The following is a 2,054-nucleotide window of genomic DNA, read 5'->3' on the forward strand; positions in this document are numbered from 1 at the left end:
CAAGCGTACGTCCAGCGGTCCGGGCGTCATCGCAGCTCAGAAGGGATGTGAACTGATGTAACCGGACGTCAAGCTCAGGGTAGCCAGCCGGTGGAAGTCCGGTCCGGGGAGACGCCAGGGTCCTCGGTAGCTGACTCCCGGCGTCGCTCGAAAGGGTGGCGTCGAAGTGGAGTGACAAGCGCCCTTCGGGGGTGTGCGACCGGCCAGTCCGCAACATGAAGTGAAGCCTGCAGCGCCGTCATTTAACCCCCGCCCGCGGGCGGGCCAAGGAGGAGCCGAGCCTGTGCTTGAAAGGCGAAGGCCATGGAAGGCGATCTTGGACCTGGAGCGGTCGCCGAAGAATCTCCCGGCGTAAGGGGCGTGGAATGGTCGGACGGTTGTCCTGGGAACTGGAGAGAGCCTCCTCGGCCCCGCGCATGCGGCGTGGGAAGCGTGGCCTGCCTATAACCGGCGGAACCGGGAAGTGGCGGGCTGCCGAGAGGCAGTCGGAGGGGGTCGTAGTAGTGCGGATCGGCGGGACAACACAACCCGCTGGGAGCGAAGGGCCCCTGCTTCATCGATGCGATTCACGAACAGGGAGGGGCCCGGATGAGTGCCGTTTCGGCTAGGTCCATCCGCCGGGAGGACGGCGCCGCGGGACCGGGTGGCCGTCGTCTGGACAAGGTCCGAGCCTTGCAGTGGACGCTTTACCGCTGTGCCAAGCAAGAACCCGAACGTCGGTTTCATGCCCTGTATAGCCATGTCCACCGCATGGACGTTCTTCGGCGGGCGTGGGCCGGTGTGTGCGCGAACCGAGGAGCTCCCGGTGTGGACGGCGTGACCGTCGACGCGGTGGCGGCCTCGGGGGTGGATGCGTTCCTCCAGGACCTGGCCGAGCGACTGCGGACGTATACGTATCGTCCGTCGGTGCTGCGACGGGTGAAGATTCCCAAACCGGGGCGGCCGGGCGAGTTCCGGCCGCTGTCGATTCCCACTGTGGTGGACCGGGTGGTGATGACGGCCGCGAAACTGGTCCTGGAACCGGCCTTCGAGGCCCAGTTCACCGAGGCGAGCTACGGATTCCGGCCCAAGCGGTCCGCGATCGACGCGTGCGAAGCCGTGCGCGTCGCGGCGAACCAACGGCGGGAATGGGTCTTCGAGGCCGACATCCGGGACTGTTTCGGCACGATCGACCACGACGCGCTCATAGCCCAGGTGGCCCGGCGCGTGGTGGACCGGCCGATGCTGAAGCTGATCCGGGCCTGGCTGCGGATGGGAGTCCTGGAGGGCGGAGTGACCTCCCCGACCGGGGCGGGAACCCCGCAAGGCTCACCGATCTCCCCGTTGCTGGCCAACATCGCCCTGCATGTCCTCGACGAGGCATGGCAGGACGAGGGCCGCCGGCTGGGGGTGCTGGTGAGGTATTGCGATGACTTCGTGGTCCTTTCGCCGACCAGACAACGGGCCGAGCAGGCCCAGCAGTTGACGGCGAGGGTGCTGGAACGACTCGGGATGCGACTGCATCCCGAGAAGTCCGGGATCACCTGCCTCACCCGGGGCGGGCAGGGTTTCGATTTCCTCGGCTTCCACCACCGGAAAGTCGAATCGTGGAAATGGCGAGGCAGGTTCTATCTGCGTCGCTGGCCTTCGGCGAGAGCAATGCAGGTACTGCGGGACAAGGTCCGCGCAGCGACTGCCCTGTCGAAGACCGAACGGCCGGTGTCGGCCGTGGTCGCTGATCTCAACCCCGTACTGCGGGGTTGGGCAGCGTACTTCCGCAACGGGAACTCCGGGAGGAAGTTCAACGCGGTCGACGGCTACGTCCACGAACGGCTGGCCATTTTCGCCAGCCGGAAACACAGACTCCGAGGCAGGAACTGGACCACCCGGTTCACCTACGAGTGGATCACCAGGATCGGGGTCTACCGACTTACCGGAAACGTACGCTGGGTAACGGCGCATGCCAGTCGGTGAACGATGTCGGAAAGCCGTGTGCGGGAGAACTGCATGCACGGTTTGAAGCGGCGGGGGCTGGAAACGGAGCGGAAGCCACCGCGCCAGTCCCCGACCCTACT

1 protein-coding gene is annotated in these 2,054 nt (G+C 66.2%); it reads left to right on the top strand.

Going from position 1 to position 2,054, the window contains the following annotated elements:
- Positions 1 to 588: 588 nt before the first annotated feature.
- Entirely contained in the window at positions 589 to 1,953 is a 1,365-nt protein-coding gene (gene ltrA, locus ACIQU6_RS44545; RefSeq protein WP_403488421.1) for a group II intron reverse transcriptase/maturase, read from the top strand.
- Positions 1,954 to 2,054: the final 101 nt, after the last annotated feature.

The organism is Streptomyces sp. NPDC090442 (assembly GCF_044769405.1).
Taxonomy (GTDB): domain Bacteria; phylum Actinomycetota; class Actinomycetes; order Streptomycetales; family Streptomycetaceae; genus Streptomyces.